The organism is Candidatus Chloroploca mongolica, assembly GCF_004762035.2.
Taxonomy (GTDB): Bacteria; Chloroflexota; Chloroflexia; order Chloroflexales; family Chloroflexaceae; genus Chloroploca; species Chloroploca mongolica.
The window spans coordinates 1-17,477 of sequence record NZ_SIJK02000079.1; the positions used below are offsets into that span (position 1 = coordinate 1).

Consider the following 17,477-nt stretch of genomic DNA (forward strand, 5'->3'; position numbering starts at 1 on the left):
GCTGGCCGGGGTCAGTGCCGGGCTGTCCAGGGTCGGTGCCGGGCTGGCCGGGGTCGGTGCCGGGCTGGCCGGGGTCAGTGCCGGGCTGGCCGGGGTCAGTGCCGGGGTCACCAGGGTCGGTGGTTGGTTCCACCCCGATAATCGGATTTTCGGCAAGAGCCGTTGCGGTTGCGGCAACAATCGCCTGCTGGGTCGCATTCGGTTCAGCGACCTGCGTACCGCCGAAGAAATCTGAGAAGAGGAACGCAAGCAATAGCCCGACCAGGCCAAGCCCGACGAGGAAGAGCAACAGCGCGAGCAGCGGACTAAAGCCGCGACGCGGTTCTTCATACTCATCGTTATAAACGGCTGAACGGCGGCTCTTTGCCGGCTCGGCCTCGTCGCGACGGCGCTGCGACGAGGCAGCGAGCATGGCGGCGCGATCAGCGGTAAGCTTCTCATCTTGCGGATCGGCATGATGAGGCACACCTTCAGCCCGACGCACTGGACCAGACGTATCGGCACTGATGGCATCTCCGAGGTTATCGAGTTCAGCGAAAGGATCGTCCTCGAACGCATCATCAGTGATCGCCTCAGTCGGTGGTGGTGGGGGCGGCGGTACTTCGTGAATGCCTGCGCGCATGGTCGTACTGGGACGGACACCCAGGGCATTGAGGCCCTTGATCGCCATTTCATTCTGAGGATCGAGTGTCAGGACACGTTCAAGCGCATTCTGGCGTTCTTCACGATTCTCAGCGACACCAGCGAGCCAGAGCCACCCCTGGGCGTTTTCAGGCTCTTGGCGAGTGAGCAGGCGAAAGAGTTGACGGGCTTCGTCTTTTTTGCCCTCGCGTGCGGCTTCAATGCCCAGTTGCAAAATGCTTTCCGGCTCCGCCATGAACAATCCTTCCTCTTGTGCCACTGTGGGCAGGAACGATAGAACAAACAGATCGTCTCTGTTACTCGGTGCCTATTCTAGCACACGTCGTAATGAGGGTCAACAGTTTTTCTGCGTAGGATGGCGCTATCACGGTCTCGCTGCCACATATCCTGCGCAAAAGTGCAAAGCGTTTTTGGCCTGCTGGTGGCAATTGTGGGCCAGGAGAGGGCAAAGAAGCGGAACGCTCGTTGCCGGGAGAGACACCCGCCCTGGAAGGCACAACTACGCTTGGATGTGGCAGGAGCGGGCGCTTCGCCCTTACTGGTCTTGAGGGACAAAGCCCTCTACGGTTGATGGGCCTGCCGTGGTTGGCGAAGGGTCTGCCTCTTGTGCGGGGGCCACGCTTGTTTCGGTGAGTACAGGGTGTTCACCATAGACAAAGCCTGCGCGTTCGGCAACGAGCGAGAGGGTCTTTTGCGTTGAGCGATGCGGTTTGTGAATGCCCGTTTCCCATTCGCTGATCGTTTGTTGGCGCACTTCCAATTCATCAGCCATTTGTTGTTGCGTCATGCCCATATGCTCACGCAGGGCACGAATGCGTTGTGGGTCCCACGTTTGACGTGATGTGCGCTTGGATTTTGTTGGTGGATACTGGTATTCGTCGTTCATACGGCTTTTCTTCTCAGGTAGGCTTCTTTCTTATCGCTTCCGAACGGGTGCTGGGGCTGCTTCCCTAAACCTGGTTTCTTGTGCTGGCAACAGGCTAGCATAGCTAGCCTGTTGCCAGCACAAGAAAGATACCTGTTGCGCTGCAAGTACAGGTTCACAAAGCGTGTTACAGTTGCTTTTGTCTCTTTATATTGTAACACGAGACCGGATAGGATCAAGCCCGTGCGAATGGGATCTTTGAAAGGATGTGATCTATGGTTGACGAGAGGGGTGCGCAACACGCGGATCTGAAGGCACTGGTGCAGGCGCAATTTGCCCCTGTTGCCCAGGCGTATGTGACCAGTCGTACGCATGCGATGGGGGGGGATCTGGCGCGCCTGGTTGAATTGGCCGCCCTGACGGGTGACGAAGTCGTCCTTGATGTGGCGACTGGTGGGGGGCATATGGCGCTTGCGCTTGCGCCGTTTGTGCGTCATGTGATTGCGGTCGATTTGACCCTGGCGATGTTGCATGCGGCGCGTGATCACCTGGCGGCACAGGGCTTTGAACGGGTGAGTTACGTGCGTTGTGAGGCTGAACGCCTGCCGTGTGCACCTGCGTCGCTCGATCTGGTCTGTTGCCGTGTGGCTGCCCATCATTTTGCTGATGTACAGGCCTTTGTGACCGGAGCAGCGCAGGCGTTACGCGCTGGGGGGCGGTTGCTCATTTCTGATCATATCGGTCTGGAAGATCCTGAGCTCGATGCGTTTATGGATCGCTTCGAGCGCTGGCGTGATCCCAGCCACGTCCGGGCCCATTCGTACCACGCCTGGCAGACGTTTTGTACCACGGCGGGGCTTGAGGTGGTGCATCAGGAGGATGATCCGCGTGAGCCGTATCAGTTTGCTGAGTGGACGGCACGAATTGGGATGCCTGCTGCCGAGCGTGAGGCGCTTGAGCGCTGGTTGCTTGCGGCCCCGGCCCGTTTGCATGAGCAGTTTGCCCTGACCGTGGAGGAAGGCCGGGTCGTTTCACTACGTGGGCGTTTCGGCTTGATCGTGGCGCGCAAGCCTTGAACTATTTAGCCGCCGAAACGCATTGTTTCTGGCAACTGCACCGCGACGACTTCGCCGCGTACGCAGATGGCGTTGTCGGCGATGATCCAGGCTTCGATGATCACTTTGCGCCCTTTGACCTCTTTGACGCGTCCGCGGATTTCGAGCGGGTTGCCGAGTGGCGTTGGGCGGAGATAGTCAACGTGGAGTGAGGCGGTGACGTAACGGAGGGGCGGTTCACTGCCCATTGGTCGCCCGGCGGCCTGGTAGCCTGCTGCGGCTGCCGTGCCGGTGCCGTGACAGTCGATCAAGGAGGCGAGCAAGCCGCCATAGACGTACCCAGGGATGGCGGTGTGTTCAGGTCGCGGCGTAAAAAAAGCCACCGACTCGTCGCCGTCCCACTGGCTCTTGAGTTGGAGGCCATCCTGGTTGAGGCGGCCACAGCCATAACAGTGGCTCAATTCATCGGGATAGTAGTCTTGAAAGGCTGGTTTATTCATCGCAGGCTTATGCTTTCCAGATCCGGACGGTGCCATCGCGTGACCCGCTGATAAGATGTTGCTGGTTTGCATTATAAAGCAGGTGCTCGATTGTGCCAGCATGGGCATGAATAAGATTCGTACGCCGGGGCCGCCAGTTGCGCTGGGTGATGCGCCAGAAGTGGAGGCGACCCTCGGCATCGCCGGCTACCAGGGTGTGATCTCCTCCGGCAAAGGTCAGACTGGTCACGGCGCTTTCGATTCCTTCGAGTATCCCGAGGGTGCGGTGTTCCTGCCGATGCCAGAGCTGGATCGTGCCTTCGCTGCTGCCGATGGCGAGCAGGCGCCCATCGAGACTGGTGCCCAGGCTGCGAATTTCTTCGCCCTGGCAGGGTAGGTGCTGGCTGGATCGTTCGCGTTCTGCTTCGAGATCGTTGAGGTGCCAGATCTGGATCGCGCTTTCGTCAGTGGCAACAAAAATGGCCTGACATTGAGCATCGAACCGGATCAGGCGTGGCCGCCCTTGGAGACCACGCAAGACGCGCCAGAACTGACCTCCCGCTGCCGTTTCTGCGGGAGTGATGCGCCAGAGTTGCACCGTGCCGGTGCCGTCGGTGCAGGCGAGAAGGCGCCCGTTGGACGCAAGGCAGGCAACGCGATTGCTGCCGTGCGTCTGCCACAAAATGCGCGAGGCTCCAGTCGTGGTAGTACAGGCACGAATCGTACGATCACTGGCGGCGGTAATCAGATGATCCGGTTCGTAAAAGGCGGCACTGATGATCGGCCCGACATGATCCTGCTGACGGATGCGCGTGCCGCCTTCGGCGGTCAATTCGTGGATGGTCACGGCCCCTTCACTGCTCCCGAGGGCAAGCAGCGTGCCTTCGGTGTTCAGCGTCAGGCTGGTGACGCGGCCACTCAGGGGGCGCAGGCTGGTGATATGCGCGCTGCTTGCCGTCTGCCAGACATGCAAGCGATTATCTTCGCCGAGGCTCGCGATCAGGCTGCCATCGGGGCTAAAGGTCGTACTGGTCAGGGGGTTTTGATGCTGACCAACGATCCTGAGCAACGCCCCGGTGGCGGTCTGCCAGAGGCGCAAGGTTCCATCGGTCGCCCCGGTGGCGAGCATGTCGCCGGTTGGCGCGAAGGCGAGGGTCTCAACGGCGCCTTCGTGGCCTTCGAGGGTCACGCGGAGCTTCCAGGTTGCGGTTTCCCAGAGGCGGACGCGGCGGCCACGTGAACCTGCGGCGAGCAGGGTCTTATCGGGGCTAAAGGCCAGCGCTTCGACCGTACCACCGTGCCCGGCCAGCGTTTGGATCAGCACGCGGTCAAAGGTGCGCCAGATGCGGACACTTTGATCAGCGCTGCCGGTTGCCAGCAAGGTGCCATCGGCGTTGAAAGCCAGGGCGGTCACGGTATCGCTATGCTCGGGCAAGGTTGCGAGCACCACCGGCTGGCCTGCGCTGAGACGCCAGAGCCGCACCCGACGATCGCGCCCCCCCGAAGCAATCAGCCGTTCATCAGGGGCAAAGGCCAGACTCTGGATCATCCCGGTATGCCCACTACAGATGCTGTGCAACTGACCGTTTGCGAGTTCCCAGAGCATAATTCTGGTTCCGGCAGCGAGGGCCAGCAACTGACCGCTTGGGCTGAGACTGGCACAATGGGTCGGATGATCAATCGCCCAGCGCGGTGTTCCATCGCCGAGTGCGAGCAAAACCGGGCCACCACCTGAGATGACCAGGGCGTGCGCTTGATCGATCAGGAAGAGCGCACGTGGCACACCGCGCCCCAGCCGTCGGAGCAAGCCATGCGCCTCAAGTTCATCGAGTGCAAAGCTGCCTTCGGGGACAAGGGCTGGATGTGAGGGCGCAGCCGGTGTTTCTGGTGCAGTGACAGGGGGTGGGGTGGCGGTGGTTGCAAGGTGATTGTGGAGCAGGTCACGGAAGCGCTCGTAGCTGCGTGCGCTGAAGAGATCAAGCGTTGGTGTGGCCCTGAGACTTGCCGGGAGCGTGCAACTGGTTAACTTGAGCGTTACGACAAAGCGGTGAGGGGCGGGCGTAAGGTTGAGCAACTCGGTCAGACTGCTCACAAGCGAGGGTGGCTGGTCATTGGGCATGCTGCGTCGCGAGAGGCAGAAGACCACGGCCCTTGCCTGTGCCAGCGTCTCACGCCAGATGCGTGGCGAAGCACCGAGATCAGGCAGTTGGCTCACCAGCGTGATGGCGAACCCATCGATCTGCAGGCGACTGACCAACCCCTGCACCACAGGGAGATCCTCGGGTACGGCGATGAAGAGCACGTTTGCCTCAACGTCAGTTGCCTGAGAATATGTCATGCCAGCTATTCTACCACCATCAGCGCATCAACAGTGGTACATAGAATTGATGAGGGACGGGCAGCGCTGCTCCCTCCATGGTTGCCAGATAGTCCATCCCATTGCCACGCACCCCACCCAATGCATAGAAAGTACCGACGGAACCTCTGGCTGCGCTGAGATAACCGCGTGCCACTGACAGGGAAGGCCCGGCTCTCCAGGTGTCGGTTGTGGGATCATACCCTTCGACACTGGCGAGCCAACTGCTCGCAAAGGCATAGCCCCCGAGAACGAAGATCGTGCCATACGGCCCGGTCACGGCTGCGGCCCCCTCACGGCGAGTCGGCATCGGCGTTTTTGTGTGCCAGGTATCGGTCTGTGGATCATATGCCTCAACAACGTTCAGGGCCGTCCCACTGCGACGCGTACCACCAAAAACGTAGATCCAGCCATCTGCTCCAACCGCGACCGCACTCGCCCAGCGTGGCGTCGGCATGGGTGCGCGTTCATGCCACTCATCGGTCGCTGGGTTATACACCTCGACAACTGATAGCTCCTGGTCAAGCGCATCCCGTCCGCCAATGGCATAGATGTTCCCTTGTACCGCCGCAGCACCAAGCAATGCGCGGGCCGTGGGCAATGGCGCGACGCTTTGCCAAGCATCACTGGTTGCATCATAGGCTTCGACGAGGGAACTGACCCCAATGCTGTAGCCACCCAGCGCATAGATTGTGCCATCCAGGGTTACCGCCGCAAGGCTATTGCGTCCCGTCGCCAGTGGAGCAAGGGTTTGCCAGGTCGCCGTATGGGGATGATAGGCTTCAACAACGGCTGTGGGACCAGCAGGCGTCCAGCCCCCAATCGCCACCACCCGTCCATCTGCTAGCGTCGCAGCCGCAAGATAGCCACGGGGACTGGGCATGCCAGGGTGTAGTTCCCAGTGCAACGTATCGGTTGAGGCAGGCACTTGCGTGACGACCATGGCCTGGGTAGTCAGGGACGGCCAGGTGAACCCGAGGAGGCAGAGCAAACTGATCGTTGCAACGAGGATGCGGGGTTGACCTTGCATATGCATATTCTACCTTTAGCTATGGAGAAGCGTATCCATGCCTAGGCATGTTTCAAATGAGCTTGACCGTTCGCAGCGAAGGTAGCACCGGCTTCCAGCCGGTCAGGAAGCCCCACCGGCTGGAAGCCGGTGCTACTAAACGGCGCAGCCTATCAGTCGTGCTGACAGGCTGCGCGAGAGACAGTCAACTACTCACCGGTGACGGTGATTGTCCCGATGGTTGTCCAGGGGCTACTATTCCCGGCATGATCGAGGCTCTGCAGCCGTACGAGGTACTCGCCAGGATTGAGTGGCTCGGTCTTGACGACCGGGTCAGGCGTAAACCAGCGTGACGTACCTTCAGGATCGGCACCGATATAAACGAGGTAGCCTTTGACGCCCGAGAGCGCATCTTCAGCGGGTTGCCAGGGCACGACCACGACCCCCGGTTTTACCGTCATGGCCGGGATCGCTACGGGTGCCGAGGGTGGTGTTTGGTCGAAGCCAACCGGCCCATAGCTGGCGAGGGTCTGCTTGCCATCGGGCCCCCAGGCGCGCACATAGAGCGTATGTTTGCCTTCGCCCTTATCGGACAGTTGGGCATAGCCGTCAATCACCGACGGGAACATCGGGCGATCTTCCGCAGGTTCCTGGTTCCAGGCCTGACTGAGGCCACCGCCGCCCCAGTTGATCGTAAACTCGACCCGCAGATCCTGATTTGTCCAGGTGTCGGGTTGGAGCTCCGAACTGAAGACGACCTCGGGTGGTTGCAGCGCCATGGCGGTCATTACTTTGCCGCCGTGCTGATTGCAGCCACCAATCTCGGGAAGGTCATAGCCTTCAGCGAATTTGAGTGGGATCGACTGTTTGCCACTCCAACCATCACGATTCGCCGTAAAAGCGGTGAAATGGAGATGGGGGGTACCGGGTGAACCGCGATCACCGGCGTACCCAAGGGTCTGACCGGCTTCAAAGAAGACACCGCGGGAGGTCGTCACCGCACGTTGGAGATGGGTATACATCGTGAAGAACTGATTCCCGTGATGGAGAATAAGCGTTCCACTGCGGGCTTCCCAATGCCAGACGGTGCCATTCGCGGCGGCGCGGATCGGTGCGCCATAGGTAGGTCCATTGACCTGAATAAGATCAAGTGAATAGCGATCCCAGCTATTGTGGGTACCGCAAGCATAACCTTGAATAATGCGCCAGGATTCGCCAGCCGGGGTTGGCAGAACCAGACTTCGAGCGGCCTGAGCGGGTGACGGGCTCAGGGTGGAAACTGTGAGCAGAACCAGCAGTAGGATGCAAGCGAGCATGCGTTGACGTGAGCCGAGGACAAACTTGCCGGGCAGAGTCGCACGTAGACTCAACAAATGTGAACCTCCTGGGTCAGTAATGGTGGGGCGAACCCCGTGATCGTTCCTGGATCAGGCCGGTTGCAAACAGGGCAAACGGCCATGTGGAGAGCCTTTTTGAAGCTCTGGGAAGCACGAGCAAACTTGGCTCGTCGCTTCACTGTGAAGAGATGTGCCCTGACGTTCGTGGTCAAGCGGCCTGATAAACATATCACAAACTGACAAAATGATCAAATTTTGGTTGAGATCGAGCCCACACTGCCCATCTCAACCAGGGTGGGGTTGAGGCGTAGCCCGCGATGCTTCGGCGGAGGCGAGGTGGGATTGTGGCGTAGCCCGAGTTACTTCGGTGGGGTGAGGGGGTAGTTGTGGTATGATACATGGCATGGCAAAGCCAGATATTCTCATTGTGGGTGCAGCAGATACCGGTCGTGCGCCGATGGCGGCGGCGATGTTGCGGCGTTTGCTTGGCGAGCAGGGCTTGCCGTGGGACGTGGCCTCAACGGGGATTGTGGGGCATGACGGTTATCCGGCCGAGCCAGAGGCGCGCTCGGCGATGATGATCCTCGGGTTTGATCTGGATACTCATTGTGCGCGTTCCCTCACGCCTGAACTGGTGGTGCAGGCACGGGTATTGCTGGCGATTGATAGCGGCATTGCCCGTGTGGTGCGAATGCGCTTTCCTGATGCGGTGACAGTGAGTCTGGGTGAACTGGCCGGTCGGGCGCGCGATATCCCTGACCCTTTTCGCATGCAGGTCGGGGCCTGGGTGCAATATGGTAATGAAATTGTAATGTTGTTGCGGGCTGGTATGGTGCGCCTGGGCCAACTTGTTGACCCTGCATGGTCGCCGGACACCGGGGCGGGCTCTTCTCCCAAACCTGCGGCTGCGCCGTCTGCAGAAGCGATCATCGCTGATCCGTCGCTCCTTGACCTGGCGGTGCGCGGTGTTGCGTTGCCTGCTGCCACTCTATCAACGGCACTGCCGCACGAGTGGCGTGCGCCTTCGCCGCTAATGGATCAAGCGGCGCTTCTGGTGCAACGAGCCGAGCATATCTTGCAACTTGTGGCCGATCGGCCTGATGTGATCGTCTGGGCAGCGGCGCGTCACTATCTATTGGCCGATCTGAGTGAGCTCGAGCAAGCCGCACCTTCTGATGGCTTTGGGCGCGCCTACCTGGCGTTGGTACGAGCGATGCTGGTGCTGGCGAGCACTATGCCGACGCCTGATCAGGCGCACCTGTTGCTCAAGGTGTTTGCCCGGCTGACTGCGCCAATAACCGCAGCGGATGTGACCGATGCTTCAGCGATGTTGAGTCATTTTCAGTAAATTATGCTCAAAAAACGATCAGCAAAGCTGATCGTTTTTTGAGCATAATTTACTGAAAATGAACATCAGGTGATCCGTGGGGCGAGACCCTGGCGAAAGACGGCGACAACTGTATCGGCGAGGCGTTCGGGGTCTGGTTCGCCGCTGACGCTGATCCAGCCGATACTGGGTGAGATATTGAGCGCATTGAAGATGCGGACGACGCTGGCGACATCAACCGAGGGGTCAATTTCGCCGACAGCAATGGCCTCTTCGATGGTGGCGACCAGGCGGGCATCAATGCGTGCAATGTAGTCGTGCGAGCGTGGGTGGCGTTCCAGCAGATCAATGATCTCGGGCAGCCAGAGTTGCATCGCGCAGGTACGATGCTCGATTTGCAGGCGCACACTGGTATGGAGAAAGGTGAGGAGGCGTTGCAACGGAGAAGCCTCGCTCGCCGCCTCGACCTGGGCAAAGGTACGCTCCATCAATTGCATTGCCATCGTCGCCACGAGATCCTCTTTGGTGGGGAACTGATTGTAGAGCGTCGGCTTAGAGACGCCAACGCGTGCCGCGAGTTCTTCCATCGAGAAGGCAGCATAGCCCCGCTCGGCCATCAACTGGTGCGTAGCGGCGAGGATTTCATCACGGAGCAATGCTTTACGACGTTCGCGTAGGGTTTGACTCATAGACTTTCTCAATAATGGGGGCTGTCGCCCTAAAACCCATGCTTGTGCTGGCGTAAACGGCCAGTGAAGCTGGCCGTTTACGCCAGCACAAGCGAGATTCTTGGGGGCCTGCAGCCCCCAAATCCCCAGCCGGAAGGCACTCCTTAGCCATCAAGTTGGATGGTGACACGGGCGCTCATGCCGGCGCGCAGCCCTGTCTGTTCATCGAGGGTGATGCGGACGGCAAAGGTGCGGACGTTGCCGACGACGGTTGCGGTCGGGGCGATAAAGCTGACGTTGCCAGTAAAGGTTTGTCCTGGGATCGCGTCGAGCGTCACGGTGGCGGGCATGCCTTCGCGGACGCGGGCGACATCGGTATCGCTGATACTGACTTCGACGCGCAATTCACTGATATCAACGATCTGCACCACCGGCACAGCGCCGGCACCGACGCTGTCACCGATTTCGACGTTGACGATGGCAATGGTGCCATCGAAGGGGGCGCGGAGCACGGCTTTGCCGAGGTTGAGTTGGGCTGATTCGACGGCAGCGCGGGCCTGTTCAACTTGGGCGAGCGAGCCAGCCAGCGTGGCCGCAGTCGGATCGCTGGTGGCGCGGGCGAGATTGGCCTGGGCTACGGCGATGCCTGCGCGGGCGGCGTCGAGTGAGCCAGCGCGCTGGTCGCCGCGCAAGCGGTCGAGTGACGCACGGGCCTGCGCAACCTGGGCATCAACGGCGGCGCGTTGCTCGGCGGTGGCCCCATCGAGCAGGCGTTGCAGGCTTGCTTCAGCGTTGGCAACGCCTGCTTCGGCGGCACGGATGCCTTCGACCTCATTCTGGGTCGCCTGGTCGTAGGCGAGTTGGGCCTGGGCAAAACGCGTCTCGGCGTTCTGTACCGCCCGCAGCGTCTGCTGCTCGGCGTCCAGCGCCTCTTGCGGGATTTCCCGGCCAAACTTGCTCAGCTGCAACTCGGTTTCGCGATTGCGCCAGTAGATATCTGAATAGGCTTGTTGGGCGTCACGCAGACCATTGGCGGCGATATCGAGTTGGAGTTGCGCATTGGTCTTAGCCGCCGAGAGATTTGTCCGTTGCACTTCAAGATTGGCGCGGGCCTGAGCGACGCCTGCTTCGGCCTGCTGGAGATCGGGGGTGCGTGGGCCTGCGGCTACGTCGGCCTGGCGTGCAAGCGCGCTGGCAAGCGCAGCCTCGGCAGCGGCAATATCTTCGGATGTAACGCTACCAGTGGTCTGGCGCAGCCCTGCCTGGGCCTGGGCAACCTGGGCGCGGGCAGCGGCCACCTCTTCCGGGGTAGCGCCTTCAATGAGGCGCTCATAGCCAGCCTGGGCCTGAGCCAGCCCGGCTTCGGCCTGGCGCAAGCCCAGTTCAAGCTCGGAGACATCAAGCCGGATCAATTCCTGGCCTTCACTGACACTCATACCCTCTTCGACCATCACCTCGGCCACGGTACCGGGCACCCGGAAGAGGAGCGACGCACTCCGTTTCGGTGCGATTTCGCCTGACGCCGTCACGCCAAGCGCGAGCAATGGTGCCGCTGTCGGGGCAGCGAGCACACCCTCGGCAGCTGGTTGGGCAGGGCTGCTTCCCGTCGAAGCGGCGGGCAGGGCTATCGTCGGCACAGGCGTAACTGCGCTTTCAGGCTGTGCCGTAGTGGCACAGCCAGCGAGCAGCGCGGCTGCCATTCCACTCAAGACAAGTTTGCGTAACACGAATGATGCTCCTTAATATATGTACGTTGTTAGCGCTGATATCGTGTGTTAGCGACGAGCGAAGCACCTGCCCGTGACGACAGTGCCACTTTGGGATGGCGCAGGCGCGGGTGCTTCGCCTCTACGTGCGCATTAATCGGCTGATGATTCCGTCTGAGTTGGCATCGTTGCTGGTGCCGGTGGTGTCGGCGTAATTGCGGTTGCCCCGGTGGCGACCGGTGGTTCGGGTTGGGCTTCGGGTTGACCTGCGCTGGGAAACTTGCGGATAAACCAGTTGTTGAAGCGCGAGGTCATCCCTTCGATCAGACTGTACACCGTCGGCACGACCAGCAGGGTCAGGATCGTTGAGGTGGTCATCCCGCCGATGATAACCCAGGCGAGGCCACTGCGGAACTCGGTGCCTTGACCCGTACCAAAGACGTGGATGCCCATCGCAGTCGGCAGTGCGCCGGCGATCAGCGAGATGGCGGTCATCAGGATCGGGCGCAGACGAATGGCCCCGGCGAGCCGCAGCGAATCGTGTTTATTGAGGCCAAGTGCGCGGAGTTGGTTGGTAAAATCGACCAGCAGAATCGAGTTCTTGACCACAAGACCAAGCAGCAAAATCAGGCCAATCATCCCGGTGATGTCGAGGTCAATGCCAATGATGCGGAGCGCCAGGAAAGCCCCGATGAAACTGAAAGGCATCGCCATCATAATCACCAGCGGCTGCGTAAACGAACCAAATTGCGATGCGAGCACCATATAGACAAAGAGCACCGAGAGCGCCATCGCGAGCAAGAGCGAGTCAAAACCTTCAGTGGTTTGCTGCAGCAAGCCGACGTAGCTAACCACAACATCATTGGGAATGCCGAGCGCATCCAGGCGCGCGTTCATCTCGTTCTGAACATCGGTCAGATTGCGGCCCTCGAGGTTGGCCCCGATCAACACCTGGTTGAGCCGATTGAAACGACGGATCGTCACCGGGCTGCTCGAGACCTCGATTGTGCCGAGCGAACTGAGGGGAACCGTGCCGCTGCGGGTAGGCAGACTGATTGCCCCGAGCGACTCGACCCCTGTCCGGTCTTCTTCACGCAGACGCACAACCACATCATAGTCTTGCCCGCCCTGGCGGAGCACCGTCGCCCGCTCGCCATTGATCAGGGCGCGCACCGAAGTCGCAATATCATCGTTGGTCACCCCAAGCTCGCCAATGCGGCCAGGGTCGGCAATGAACTGCAATTCAGGTTTGCCCGTCTGGAAATTGGTATCAATATCGACCAGACCGTCCATCTGGCGGAACTCGTTCTCGACGGCGGCCACAACCGGTGCAATCTCGTTGATGGGACGAGGTGATTGGAGACTCACCAGGAACTCGCGGCCAGCGACGCCGGTACTAGTGGGCTGGAAACTGGGCAGCGCAAACGACAGGCGCGGCAAAAAGCCGAGTTGCTCACGCAGGCGTTCCTGCACCGGAATCGTCGGCGTCCGATCGACCAGCTTCACAAAAAACTCGGTTCGTTCCGGATTGCCCGAAAAACCGATATTGGATATCACCGTAGCGACCGCAGGATCGGCAAGCAAGATCTGCTCGGCCTGCTGAGCGAGGCGATTCGTCTCGGCCAGGGTCGTGCCGGGCCGGGCCTCGAAGCCCATCAGAAACTCGTGGGGATCCTGCTCGGGGAAGAAGGTAAACTTGAGGCCACCTGCCACCACCACACTGAGCAGCAACACCCCGATCGATGTGGCCACAACGAGCATGCGATTGCGCGTACTCGCTAGCGTCCAGCCAAGCAATTTGCCATAGGCTGCGCCCATGCGCCCCGGATCTTCTTTTGCCTCCTGGAGCAAGCTGCTATCGCGATCTTCGTTCTCTTGTTGAAGGCGATCAATATCGAGCCCCGGCAACGCCTCGCGGCGGGAACCGTGGGTATCGTGCGGCTTCATTTTGGCATTAGGGAAGACATTCGACGACATCATCGGGGCGAGGGTGAACGCCTCGACGAGCGAGAGCAGAATCGCCACGGCAATGACGACGCCAAAGGACTGGAAGACAATGCCGGCGGTACCTTCGGCGAAGGTCACGGGCACAAAGACCGCAACGATCGTCAGCGTCATCGCCAGCACCGAGAGGCTCACCTCCGACGTACCTTTGGACGACGCGATGCGGGCGGTCTCACCACGTTCCATACGGCGGAAAATATTTTCGCGGACGACAATCGCATCGTCAATCACAAGGCCCACACATAACGAGAGGGCAAGCAGCGTGATGAGGTTAATCGTCAGCCCAAAGAAGGGCATAAAGATAAAGGTACCGATGAGAATCACCGGCAGACCAATCATCGTAATGATCGTACTGCGCAGATTGCGGAAAAAGAACCAGACCACGAGGAACGCGGCAATCGAGGCAAAGATCAGCTCTTCGAGGGACGAAATAACCGACGCCGTCACCGCCTGGGAATCATCTTGTGGAATCGTATAGACAAGATCCGAGCGTGTAAGAAAAAGCTCCTCAACGGCTGCGCGAACATTTTCGGCAACCGTTACGGTATTGCTCCCCGACTGCTTGCGGACACTGAGAATGATCGCATCATCGCCATCGAGGCGCGAAAAGCGCGTCACCTGAGCAACGCCATCTTCCACCGAAGCGACATCGCCAATGCGGAAATTGGTGCCGGTAATCTGGATCCGCGCGATATCCTCGGGGGTTTGCAGCAATGACGGAGCGCGGAGACTAATCGACTGATCGCCCTGCTCGATGGTACCGAGGCCAAGGTTTGCGTTGGCCTGCTGGAGTGAGCGGGTGATTTGCGAAGGCAGAATGCCAAACGCCTGGAGGCGGGCGAGATCCATGAGGACATTGATCTGGCGCACCTCGCCGCCGCTTACTTCAACATTGCCCACGCCGGGGACACGCTGCAGGAGCGGCACAATCTCATTTTCGAGCTGAGAGCGCAACGCAAGCGGCGACTGACCGCCAGTCGCCGCGACGGCGATTGACATAATCGGCGCTTGATTCGGATCAAAGCGTTCAAAGACCGGCTGGCGCACATCGCGTGGCAACGACGGTAAAATCGCATTGACCTTTTCACGGACATTCTGATCAATCTCATTAATATCCGTACCGGCTTCAAACTCCAGCACGACAAAACCAAAGCCTTCGCTGGAATTGGAGGTTAGGTCACGAAGACCGGCCAGCGTATTGACCGCATCTTCAATCGGGCGAATCACCTGATCGGCGACACTCTCGGGGCCGGCGCCGGGGTAGTTTACCGACACCACAAAGACAGGCACATCAATATCGGGCAGCAGATTGACCGGAGTCGTACGGAACGAGAGAATGCCAAATGTCATAATCGCCAGCATCACCATCGTGATAAAGACTGGCTGGCGGATTGAGACATCCGAGACCCAGAGGCCGTTCAACTTTTCTTTTTGGCGTTGGGGCGTAGCCATCAAGCCTCCTCAATTGAGGGTGTAAGGATAGCGCATGTTGCACTGCACATGGCTCATGCACACAACTTGCACGAGCTTTGTCTTTACTGTACCGTAAAGTCTTTGAACGCGCAAGTAGGAAATGCTGAACGGGTAGGCTGAGGCACCCAGACAGCAAAGCTGTCTGGGTGCCTCAGCCTACCCATAATTGTTTAGCCGTGGCAAGGCACGCCCCTACGGGGTGGTTGGCACGAGAACAGCCGCTTCATCAGCGCCAAAAATCCGATCCGTAAACTTGACGTACCAGGCGGCTGACTGCACCTGAATGACATAGGCCAGGGCGATGATCAGCGCAATCTCGGAGCCTGCTGAGCCAAAAGCAGTCATTGCTACGGCGAGGGCAATTGACAGGTTGCGCATGACACTGCCGTAGACCAGCGCAATTGCATCCTTGCGGGTAAAAAAGAACCGCCCGATCAGCGTACTGATCAGAAAATTGAGTCCATAGAGCAAAACCAGGGGCAGGAAGAGGCGCAACAGCAAGAGAGGATTTTCGAGGATCGTGGTTGCTTTCAATGCGATGGCGGTAAAGACAATGCCAAGCACCCCAAGTGTCGAGAGGCTGGGGAAGCGCGGCATGATTTCCTTCTGGCAGCGCTTTGCGCCAAACTGCTTGATGAGCGCACGTTGCGTTGCATAGCCCGCCGCCATTGGAAGGAAGACAATCAACATAATCTGGCTAAAGATGGCCGTGATCGGCACATCAACAATGGTGCCCATCAGCAACTTGAGATAGAGTGGGGTCGCAATTGAGCCAATGACAAGGCCGACCACGGTCATCTTGACTGCTGCTGGAACATTGCCCCGCGCAAAACCTGTCCACGAGATCGTCATCCCTGAGGTTGGCAAGAGCGCCGTCAGCAGTAGGCCCATGACAATGAAGGGGCGATCAGGAAAGAACCATTGCCCAATGGCAAAACCAAGAAAAGGCAGCACGGCAAAATTGAGCCCTTGCGTGACCAGTTGCAACCTGGCATCACCGCCAGTAAGCACTTCGCGCACATTGAGCGTGACCATCATCGGGTAGACCATCAGGAACGTCAGGGGCATAATCGCGTGCCGTAACCCGGTTGGATCAAAGAAGCCCCCATAGAGCAACCCCAAGCCCATCGTAAGAGGGATGCTCCAGATCAAGCGTTTTTGAAGAAAGGCCAGCAACTTCCACACAGCCTGCATGATCTGTTCCTTCCCATTATCAACGCAAGATGCTGCAAAGCAGCGTCTTTGCAGCACCATATCTCCCCTATTTGATGCTTCAGGGGGATATATGGTTACAAAATGAAGCCTGCTTCACGGGCAAACGTGCTTCGGGAACCCTGGGATCAAACCATGCCCCCCGAAGGGCGCAGCAGCGATCGGTGGCGCCTGAGCGCACGAGGTGGGCCAGGGGCTGCTGCGCCCCTACGGACGGTGACGGTGGTGGGGGGCAGCCATACTAGGAGGGCGTGCGCTTTGCAGCGCGTCATGCCCGGACGACGGCGATCGTGCGTCCCTGCGGCGAGGTGGCCGTCGCCACCGTGGTGCGCTGGGCGATGGGTGGTTGGCCGCTGCGGCGGTCGAAGATGACGAGCCAACCGGTCTCCAGCCCCAATCCGGCCAGGTACATGTCGAGTTGGGCCAGTTCTTCGTCGCGGGGGTCGGCCTCGCCGTCACGCCAGACCTTGAGTTCCATGCCCATCGTGACGGGCTGCGGGCCGCCGTAGCGCAGGCAGAGATCCATGCGCCGCGTGCCGATGGCGTACTCGCGGTCGAGCGATCCGTTGCCGTTGACGACGCGGTGCAGAAAGGCCATCAAGACCAGGTGTGGGGCAATCTCGTGATAGTGGACGCTGCCGAGCAGCGGTTGGCCGTGTTGGCGCCAGAAAGCCAGGAACGCGTCGAGCAGCTTGTCGGGGTCGAGGCTGCCATCCGGCTTCAGCCATGCCGGGGCGATCTGGGGCAGTGAGTCGCGTGCCCCGCCCGCCAGCACACGTGGCAGCACCTCGTGATAGATCGGATTGGCGATGACCAACCCGCCGGCCGCATCGCGACGCACGAGCCCGAGGTCAACCACGAATTGGCGGTCATCAGCGGGCACATCGCTGATCGACCCACCGACGAGGATCGGCTCGATCACGCGGCGCACCCGTGGCTCGCGCAGTCGTTCGGCCAGGCTATCGAGGTGCGTGTCCTGGCGTTGGATCAGGATTTCCTTGGCGGCGTCGAGGTGAAGCGGCGTGATGGCAAGCGCGGGCTCCGGTGCCACACGCTCAACAACCTGGCGGGCCAGCGCATTGACCAGCCAGGGCTGGCCCTGGGTCAGCGCGAAGGCGTGGTCAATGGCCGCCGGGATGAAGACCTGCCCGGTCTCGTCGGTGTGCTGCTGATAGAGCCGTGCCACCTCGTCGCGGGTGAAGCTGCTCAGCGTAATTGAGTCAGTCTTGACATTGAAGGGACTGGCGGTGTTGAGGCGCTCGCTGCCGCCTGACGCGACCTTGTAATCACGCACATCGCGCATCCCGATCAACGCCAGCGCTGCGGGGAACCCGGTTGGACGCC

Annotated in this window: 12 protein-coding genes and 1 pseudogene; 2 read left to right on the forward strand and 11 right to left on the reverse strand. The window is 59.9% G+C overall.

Features of this window, described 5'->3' with window-relative positions:
• Both EYB53_RS22965 and EYB53_RS22970 read right to left on the reverse strand, forming a co-directional pair.
• Positions 1-877, reverse strand: a pseudogene (locus EYB53_RS22965) (tetratricopeptide repeat protein); the annotation flags it as partial.
• A 300-nt stretch (positions 878-1,177) separates the two neighbouring features.
• Positions 1,178-1,528 (reverse strand): helix-turn-helix domain-containing protein, encoded by a 351-nt coding sequence (locus EYB53_RS22970; RefSeq protein ID WP_135481500.1) that lies wholly within the window; start codon positions 1,526-1,528, stop codon positions 1,178-1,180.
• 254 nt (positions 1,529-1,782) lie between these two features.
• Between EYB53_RS22970 and EYB53_RS22975 the strand changes: the two genes are divergently transcribed.
• Positions 1,783-2,583, forward strand: a complete 801-nt coding sequence (locus EYB53_RS22975; RefSeq protein WP_135481502.1) for a class I SAM-dependent methyltransferase — start codon at positions 1,783-1,785, stop codon at positions 2,581-2,583.
• 5 nt (positions 2,584-2,588) lie between these two features.
• Here the strand turns inward: EYB53_RS22975 and EYB53_RS22980 are convergent, their stop codons facing one another.
• The 4 genes from EYB53_RS22980 to EYB53_RS22995 all read right to left on the reverse strand — a co-directional run bounded on the left by EYB53_RS22980 (position 2,589) and on the right by EYB53_RS22995 (position 7,779).
• Entirely contained in the window at positions 2,589-3,062 is a 474-nt protein-coding gene (locus EYB53_RS22980) for a PaaI family thioesterase (protein WP_135481504.1), read from the reverse strand.
• A 7-nt stretch (positions 3,063-3,069) separates the two neighbouring features.
• Positions 3,070-5,379 (reverse strand): WD40 repeat domain-containing protein, encoded by a 2,310-nt coding sequence (locus EYB53_RS22985; RefSeq protein ID WP_135481507.1) that lies wholly within the window; start codon positions 5,377-5,379, stop codon positions 3,070-3,072.
• A 19-nt stretch (positions 5,380-5,398) separates the two neighbouring features.
• Positions 5,399-6,427 (reverse strand): Kelch repeat-containing protein, encoded by a 1,029-nt coding sequence (locus EYB53_RS22990; protein WP_167857565.1) that lies wholly within the window; start codon positions 6,425-6,427, stop codon positions 5,399-5,401.
• A gap of 188 nt (positions 6,428-6,615) precedes the next feature.
• Complete coding sequence (locus EYB53_RS22995) at positions 6,616-7,779, reverse strand: M23 family metallopeptidase (protein WP_254151208.1); 1,164 nt, start codon at positions 7,777-7,779, stop codon at positions 6,616-6,618.
• A gap of 367 nt (positions 7,780-8,146) precedes the next feature.
• Between EYB53_RS22995 and EYB53_RS23000 the strand changes: the two genes are divergently transcribed.
• Positions 8,147-9,091: an arsenate reductase/protein-tyrosine-phosphatase family protein gene (locus tag EYB53_RS23000; protein WP_254151209.1), complete on the forward strand. Its 945-nt coding sequence runs from the start codon at positions 8,147-8,149 to the stop codon at positions 9,089-9,091.
• Positions 9,092-9,156: 65 nt separating this feature from the next.
• Here the strand turns inward: EYB53_RS23000 and EYB53_RS23005 are convergent, their stop codons facing one another.
• The 5 genes from EYB53_RS23005 to EYB53_RS23025 form a co-directional block, all read right to left on the reverse strand.
• Positions 9,157-9,759 (reverse strand): TetR/AcrR family transcriptional regulator, encoded by a 603-nt coding sequence (locus tag EYB53_RS23005; RefSeq protein WP_135481513.1) that lies wholly within the window; start codon positions 9,757-9,759, stop codon positions 9,157-9,159.
• A gap of 143 nt (positions 9,760-9,902) precedes the next feature.
• Positions 9,903-11,465, reverse strand: coding sequence for an efflux RND transporter periplasmic adaptor subunit (locus EYB53_RS23010; protein ID WP_371879149.1), 1,563 nt, complete (start codon positions 11,463-11,465; stop codon positions 9,903-9,905).
• 132 nt (positions 11,466-11,597) lie between these two features.
• Positions 11,598-14,900 carry an efflux RND transporter permease subunit gene (locus EYB53_RS23015; RefSeq protein ID WP_135481515.1) on the reverse strand — a complete coding sequence of 1,101 codons (3,303 nt, stop codon included), beginning with the start codon at positions 14,898-14,900 and terminating at the stop codon, positions 11,598-11,600.
• A gap of 213 nt (positions 14,901-15,113) precedes the next feature.
• The gene (locus tag EYB53_RS23020; protein ID WP_205712739.1) at positions 15,114-16,115 is read right to left on the reverse strand and encodes an arsenic resistance protein; all 1,002 of its coding nucleotides are present in this window, start codon (positions 16,113-16,115) and stop codon (positions 15,114-15,116) included.
• 286 nt (positions 16,116-16,401) lie between these two features.
• A partial coding sequence (locus tag EYB53_RS23025) for an ATP-binding protein (RefSeq protein ID WP_135481518.1) occupies positions 16,402-17,477 on the reverse strand: 1,076 nt, incomplete at its 5' end.

What these genes read in the sequence shown, in the direction of transcription:
- EYB53_RS22975 (WP_135481502.1), top strand. Translation starts at nt 1,783, where the DNA reads ATGGTTGACGAGAGGGGTGCGCAACACGCGGATCTGAAGGCACTGGTG.
- EYB53_RS23020 (WP_205712739.1), bottom strand. Translation starts at nt 16,115, where the DNA reads ATGCAGGCTGTGTGGAAGTTGCTGGCCTTTCTTCAAAAACGCTTGATC.
- EYB53_RS22970 (WP_135481500.1), bottom strand. Translation starts at nt 1,528, where the DNA reads ATGAACGACGAATACCAGTATCCACCAACAAAATCCAAGCGCACATCA.
- EYB53_RS22990 (WP_167857565.1), bottom strand. Translation starts at nt 6,427, where the DNA reads ATGCAAGGTCAACCCCGCATCCTCGTTGCAACGATCAGTTTGCTCTGC.
- EYB53_RS23015 (WP_135481515.1), bottom strand. Translation starts at nt 14,900, where the DNA reads ATGGCTACGCCCCAACGCCAAAAAGAAAAGTTGAACGGCCTCTGGGTC.
- EYB53_RS23005 (WP_135481513.1), bottom strand. Translation starts at nt 9,759, where the DNA reads ATGAGTCAAACCCTACGCGAACGTCGTAAAGCATTGCTCCGTGATGAA.
- EYB53_RS22985 (WP_135481507.1), bottom strand. Translation starts at nt 5,379, where the DNA reads ATGACATATTCTCAGGCAACTGACGTTGAGGCAAACGTGCTCTTCATC.
- EYB53_RS22980 (WP_135481504.1), bottom strand. Translation starts at nt 3,062, where the DNA reads ATGAATAAACCAGCCTTTCAAGACTACTATCCCGATGAATTGAGCCAC.
- EYB53_RS23000 (WP_254151209.1), top strand. Translation starts at nt 8,147, where the DNA reads ATGGCAAAGCCAGATATTCTCATTGTGGGTGCAGCAGATACCGGTCGT.